This is a genomic window from Mycobacterium sp., from assembly GCF_035499775.1.
In the GTDB taxonomy this organism is placed as follows: domain Bacteria; phylum Actinomycetota; class Actinomycetes; order Mycobacteriales; family Mycobacteriaceae; genus Mycobacterium.
Genome location: NZ_DATJYB010000368.1, coordinates 1 through 6,230, shown reverse-complemented (window position 1 = coordinate 6,230; position 6,230 = coordinate 1). Strand labels below are relative to the sequence as shown.

5 protein-coding genes are annotated in these 6,230 nt (G+C 66.4%); 4 read left to right on the top strand and 1 reads right to left on the bottom strand.

Translation table 11 applies throughout. The annotated features are described in order from the left end of the window. Together uvrB and VML93_RS22765 are read left to right on the top strand one after the other, a co-directional pair. Nucleotides 1–1,598 (top strand): excinuclease ABC subunit UvrB (gene uvrB, locus VML93_RS22770; protein WP_325614547.1); only part of this gene is annotated, 1,598 nt, incomplete at its 5' end. Next, nucleotides 1,595–3,025 (top strand): MFS transporter, encoded by a 1,431-nt coding sequence (locus tag VML93_RS22765; protein ID WP_325614545.1) that lies wholly within the window; start codon nucleotides 1,595–1,597, stop codon nucleotides 3,023–3,025. The genes uvrB and VML93_RS22765, both read left to right, overlap by 4 nt. Before the next feature lie 16 nt (nucleotides 3,026–3,041). On the opposite strand, the gene VML93_RS22760 is transcribed toward VML93_RS22765, so the two are convergent. Further along, nucleotides 3,042–4,616 carry a hypothetical protein gene (locus VML93_RS22760; protein WP_325614543.1) on the bottom strand — a complete coding sequence of 525 codons (1,575 nt, stop codon included), beginning with the start codon at nucleotides 4,614–4,616 and terminating at the stop codon, nucleotides 3,042–3,044. 240 nt (nucleotides 4,617–4,856) lie between these two features. Between VML93_RS22760 and VML93_RS22755 the strand changes: the two genes are divergently transcribed. Next, a complete protein-coding gene (locus VML93_RS22755) occupies nucleotides 4,857–5,297 on the top strand; it encodes a universal stress protein (protein ID WP_325614542.1) in 441 nt (146 codons plus the stop codon). A gap of 351 nt (nucleotides 5,298–5,648) precedes the next feature. Then, the gene (locus VML93_RS22750; protein ID WP_325614540.1) at nucleotides 5,649–6,008 is read left to right on the top strand and encodes a hypothetical protein; all 360 of its coding nucleotides are present in this window, start codon (nucleotides 5,649–5,651) and stop codon (nucleotides 6,006–6,008) included. Nucleotides 6,009–6,230: the final 222 nt, after the last annotated feature.

Here is a 6,230-nt window from a genome sequence, read left to right as displayed (position 1 = left end):
CCGAAGTCCCGCGCGACGGGCTGCTGCGGCTGCTGGTCGACGTGCAGTACACCCGCAACGACCTGTCCTTCACCCGCGGCTCGTTCCGGGTGCGCGGCGACACCGTGGAGATCATCCCGTCCTACGAGGAGCTGGCGGTTCGCATCGAGTTCTTCGGCGATGAGATCGAGGCGCTGTATTACCTGCACCCGCTGACCGGCGAGGTGATCCGCCAGGTCGACTCGCTGCGGATCTTCCCGGCCACCCACTATGTCGCCGGTCCGGAGCGGATGGCGCACGCGCTCTCCACCATCGAGCAGGAGCTCGCCGAGCGGCTCGCCGAATTGGAGGGCCGGGGCAAGCTGCTCGAGGCCCAGCGGCTGCGGATGCGCACCAACTACGACATCGAGATGATGCGGCAGGTCGGGTTCTGCTCGGGCATCGAGAATTACTCCCGCCACATCGACGGGCGCGGTCCGGGTTCGCCGCCCGCGACGCTGCTGGACTATTTCCCCGAGGACTTCCTGATGGTCATCGACGAGTCGCACGTCACCGTGCCGCAGATCGGCGGCATGTACGAGGGCGACATGTCGCGCAAGCGCAACCTCGTCGAGTACGGGTTCCGGCTGCCGTCGGCGTGTGACAACCGGCCGCTGACCTGGGAGGAGTTCGCCGACCGGATCGGGCAGACGGTCTACCTGTCGGCCACGCCGGGTCCTTACGAGCTCAGCCAGACCGGCGGCGAGTTCGTCGAGCAGGTGATCCGGCCGACCGGCCTGGTCGACCCGAAAGTAGTGGTCAAGCCGACGAAGGGGCAGATCGACGACCTGATCGGCGAGATTCGCCAACGCGCCGAGGCCGATCAGCGGGTGCTGGTGACGACGCTGACCAAGAAGATGGCCGAAGACCTCACCGACTACCTGCTCGAGATGGGTATCCGGGTGCGCTACCTGCACTCCGAGGTCGACACCCTGCGCCGGGTCGAGCTGCTCAGGCAGTTGCGCCTCGGTGACTACGACGTGCTGGTCGGCATCAATCTGCTGCGCGAGGGCCTGGACCTGCCCGAGGTGTCGTTGGTGGCGATCCTGGACGCCGACAAGGAAGGGTTCCTGCGGTCGACGCGCAGCCTGATCCAGACCATCGGCCGCGCCGCCCGCAACGTCTCCGGCGAGGTCCACATGTACGCCGACACGATCACCGACTCGATGAAAGAAGCCATCGACGAGACCGAGCGCCGGCGGGCGAAGCAGATCGCGTACAACGAGGCCAACGGCATCGACCCGCAGCCGTTGCGCAAGAAGATCGCCGACATCCTCGACCAGGTCTATCGCGAGGCAGAGGATTCCGAGACGGTCGAGATCGGTGGGTCCGGGCGAAACGCGTCCCGGGGCCGACGCGCGCAGGGCGAGCCCGGCCGGGCCGTCAGCGCCGGGGTGTTCGAAGGCCGCGACACCTCGGCCATGCCGCGCGCCGAGCTGGCCGACCTGATCAAAGACCTCACCGCGCAGATGATGGCCGCCGCCCGTGACCTGCAGTTCGAACTGGCGGCGCGGTTCCGCGACGAGATCGCCGACCTGAAGAAGGAACTGCGCGGAATGGACGCCGCGGGCTTGAAGTGACCAATACGGAGACCGACACGGGCGTCGAAACCGGCACTTGGCGTGAGCTGCTGGGCCGATATCTGGGCACGTCCGTCGTGCTGGCCGGTGGTGTCTGCCTCTATGCCACCAACGAGTTTCTGACCGTCAGCCTGCTGCCCAGCGCGATCGCCGAGATCGGCGGCAGCCGGTTGTACGCCTGGGTGGTCACGCTGTACCTGGTCGGCTCGGTGGTCGCCGCGACCACCGTCAACTCGGTACTGCTGCGCTTCGGGGCGCGGGCGTCGTTTCTGCTGGGGCTGGGCGTCTTCGGGGTTGCCAGCCTGATCTGTGCCGCGGCGCCGAACATGGAGGTCCTGATCGCCGGACGCACCCTGCAAGGAGTAGCCGGCGGCCTGCTCGCCGGCCTGGGCTACGCGCTGATCAACTCCACCCTGCCCCGGTCGCTGTGGACTCGCGCGGCGGCGCTGGTATCGGCGATGTGGGGGGTGGCAACCGTGGTCGGGCCGGCGTTAGGCGGCCTCTTCGCGCAATTCGGGCTGTGGCGGTGGGCGTTCGGTTCGATGGCCATCCTCACCGCGCTGATGGGCCTGTTGGTGCCGATCGTGCTGCGTCCCCAAACTTCCGATCGCGCGGACCCGGGCAGCCCAACTCCGGCGGTGCCCGCACTTAAAGTGCCGGTGTGGTCACTGCTGCTGATGGGCGCCGCCGCGCTTGCGGTCAGCGTCGCGCAACTGCCGCACAACATGGTGGCGACCGCGGGCCTGCTGTCCGCCGCTGTGCTGCTGGTCGGGATTTTCCTGGTGGTTGACCGGCGTGCCCGCGCGGCTGTGTTGCCGCCCAGCGTCTTTGGGCCGGGGCCGTTGAAATGGATCTACCTGACCATGGCCGTGCAGATGATGGCGGTGATGGTCGACACCTACGTGCCGCTGTTCGGTCAGCGACTCGGGCATTTGACGCCGGTTGTGGCCGGTTTCCTGGGCGCGGCGCTGGCCATCGGCTGGACGGTCAGCGAAATCGTCAGCGCATCGCTGAGCAGCCCGCGACTCATCGGGTTTGTGGTCCTGATCGCACCTCTTGTGATGGCCTCCGGCCTGGCCCTGGGTGCCGTCACGCAGCGTGCCGACGCGCCGATCGGGATCCTCGTGCTCTGGGCGGTGGCATTGCTGGTCGCCGGGGTCGGCATCGGGATGGCCTGGCCGCAACTGGCGGTTCGTGCCATGGACTCCGTCGACGACCCGGCCGAGGGCGGCGCGGCGGCCGCGGCGGTCAACACCGTGCAGGTGATTTCCTCGGCCTTCGGCGCCGGACTGGCCGGTGTGGTGGTCAATGCCGCCCAAGGCGGCACCGTAGTGGCGGCGCGCTGGGTGTTCACGGTGTTCACGCTGCTGGCGGCGGCCGCCTTCCTCGCCTCCTACCGGGCGACCCGCAGCGACCGGCGCGCGTAAGCACCGTCGGCCAGACTCAGCGCGTCGACTTGACCACCTGCGAGTAGTGGAATTGCCACCGCTCGACAATGTGGAACCCGAGGTAGCCCGGGAATTGATACGCCGGTGCGCGCCCGAACGCCTTTCCCGACGGCAGTGCCTGCCCCGTTTGATGGTCGGGCAACGACTTGTCCCGGTCGGTGATCGTCCACAGCGTCGTGCATTTGTTGATCTTGGCCGTGGTCAACCACACCGCGACGTGGCCGTCCCACAGCGCGCCGGCCTTGGGTCCGTAATAGCCGCGCTCCACGTCGATCAGCGAGTGGAACGCCGCGGGCCGGGTGGCCACCAGCGCCCGGATCGGCCCCGGTCTCCAGGGAACGGTGTTGTCCACCAACAGACAGTCCCCCGGTGCGGCGTGGGCGCTGATCACATCGGCGACCTGGCTGTAGTCCCAGCCCTCTTTGGCGTAGGGCCAGCGTTGCGTGAACAGGTAATTCGGCACGGCGGCGGCCGCGAAGAGCACAATGACGCCGGCGATAAGCCACCTCTCGCGGGCGACCGTGACGATGCAGACCGCCAGGACGACGGCCGCTGCCGGGGCGGTCATGATCAGGTAGCGCGGGAAGTAGATGGGTTCGACGGTCGCCGAGTAGATCAGCAGGATGGCGTTGGGGATGACGATCCACGCCGTGCACACCAGCATCAGCCGCCGGGTGTCGCCACCGGGGCCGGGCGCGCCGGCCAGCCGCGCCACCAGGGCGGCGACGACGATCACGCCGGACAGGATGGCGAACGGAACGCTGTGGTCGAAGTACTGCCGGTGAACCACGTCGAGGAAGAGGTTGCGGTTCAGGCCCGCGATCCACGCGACCTGAAACACCTGACCGTGCGCGAACAACAGGAACGGCGTCATGGCCCCCACCGCGACAGCCGAACTGGCCGCCCACCAGATCACGGCGGACTTGCCGCGTACCAGCAACGGCAGCATCGCGGCGTAAACCGGCACCAGCAACACCAGATTGATGCTGACCAATATCGACAGCATCAGTATCAGCGCGTAGAGCAGCCACAACCGCGCCTTGTTTCGTCGCAGCGCCGCGACGAGCAGTACAGTCAGCCAGACTGCGGCCGCGACCGAGAGCGCAGAGGACCGGGCTTCGATACCGGCCCATGTCACCCGCGGCAAAATGGCGAAAATCATTCCCGCGCATAGAGCGGTCGCACGTGTCGAACCCTGCAAAGGAAACTGTTTGGTGAAAACCACGACGCCCGCGGCAGCCGCGCCGATCGCCAGACAGCTGGGAAACCGCGACCAGAATTCCGTCGGCGGAAATATCGCGAACCAGCCGTGCATCAACAGGTAGTACAAGCCGTGCACGGCGTCGATATGGCCCAGCAACTTCCACAGCTCGGGCACGGTCCGGCGCGCCGACGCCGAAATGGTGGCTCCCTCGTCGAACCACAGCGACGGCTTACCCGCCCAACCTGCGCTGATAGCCACGGCCAGCAGGGCGATCGCCCACGGGTCGAGCCGCTTGCCGCGCGCAGCCGGGCGCTCCGGCTCTGCGGCGGTATCGGCCGCAGGCTGCTCGACGGTTGGCGCAGACATGGTGTTTGTCACTGTAGGGGCTATCCGAAGAATTCAGCGACCGTCCGCGCGGCAAGGGTCGCTGCGCCGGATATCGACATCCCGTGGTCGTTTCATCGAAAATATGATCTGCTGGCCTAGCTGGACCAGGCAAATTGAGAAGCAGCACCACGCTGCAGCTGTGGGCCCAATCTCACCCGTCTGCCTCTGGCGACACGATAATGTTTTCGCTTGGCCTAGAAACCGACACTGGGAGGGTAAATGGGCGCCTATCGGACCGTGGTGGTAGGAACGGACGGCTCGGATTCGTCGATGCGTGCGGTGGATCGGGCAGCCACTATCGCCGGGGCGGACGCGAAGTTGATCATCGCGTCGGCGTATCTACCCCAGCATGACGACAGCCGAGCCGGCGACATGCTGAAAGGCGAGAGCTACAAGGTATCGGGCACTGCCCCGATCTACGACATCCTCCACGACGCGCGCGAGCGGGCTCACAACGCCGGCGCGAAGAACGTGGAGGAGCGACCGATCGTCGGCGCTCCGGTCGACGCGCTGGTGAACCTGGCCGAGGAGGCAGAGGCCGACTTGCTGGTCGTCGGCAACGTCGGGCTCAGCACGATCGCAGGACGGCTGCTGGGATCGGTGCCGGCCAACGTGTCACGTCGGGCCAAGGTCGACGTGCTGATCGTGCACACCACGTAGTCTCTAGGGTCTGCCCGCCCCGCTGACGCGATTCGCCGGGGTTGGGCCACTCGCAACCCCACCGATACCTGCACGAGGGGCGGATGCCTGCGAACGCGCATAGCATCCCGGTTTGGGTGCGTCGGCGTCGACGTCCTGTCCAATTCGAGAGGAAGTCTGATGGGTGCGGTAACAAGGCGAACGGCAGTATTCTCCGCGGCGATTGCGGGGTTCGTCCTGATCGGTGCAGGGTGCAGCCACGCGACCAAATCCAGTGAAACGAGTACTTCAGGCACGACGTCTGTGACGTCGTCGGCAACCTCGGGGGCGGCTGCACCCACAGGTTCGAGCGCGGCCGCCAGTACGACGCAGATGACGGGTGCCAACGGCACGGTGTACCCGGTCGGCGGCCCCATTCTCGCCAAGTACAACTCCCTTGACGAGAAGGCACGCAAAGACCTGGGAACGCCGACGCACGAGCAGGTGACGAACACGGACGGCGGCATTTGGCAGACATTCGAAGGCGGCGTGATCATCTCCAAGACGACGGCCTACGTCGTATGGGGCAAGATTCGCGACGCGTGGATCACCGAGGGCGGGTCGCAGGGCAAGCTCGGGTATCCGACCGGTGACGAGGTCGACACACCCGACGGGCTGAAGAAGCAGACGTTCGAGCACGGCACGCTGTCCTGGAAGCCGGGCGACACCAAGGCCACCGTCACCTACAGCTGATATAGATCAGGTTGGTCCTTCACAAACGCCTCCGGGGGTGTCAGGAAGGGATTGTCAGAGTTTTCCCTTTGGAGGATTCGAGCGTTGGCGCGCTTGAGTTCTCTTGACACGCCCCGGAGGTGTTTGTTGTGTCTGTGCATGGTGCTCCAGTCACGTCGTCCACGATTGTCGTTGCCGTCGATGTCGGCAAGACCTCGGCGATGCTGTCGGCGACCGACAATG

Coding starts and splice junctions, on each gene's coding strand:
- VML93_RS22760 (WP_325614543.1), bottom strand. CDS start 4,616: ATGTCTGCGCCAACCGTCGAGCAGCCTGCGGCCGATACCGCCGCAGAG.
- VML93_RS22755 (WP_325614542.1), top strand. CDS start 4,857: ATGGGCGCCTATCGGACCGTGGTGGTAGGAACGGACGGCTCGGATTCG.
- VML93_RS22750 (WP_325614540.1), top strand. CDS start 5,649: ATGACGGGTGCCAACGGCACGGTGTACCCGGTCGGCGGCCCCATTCTC.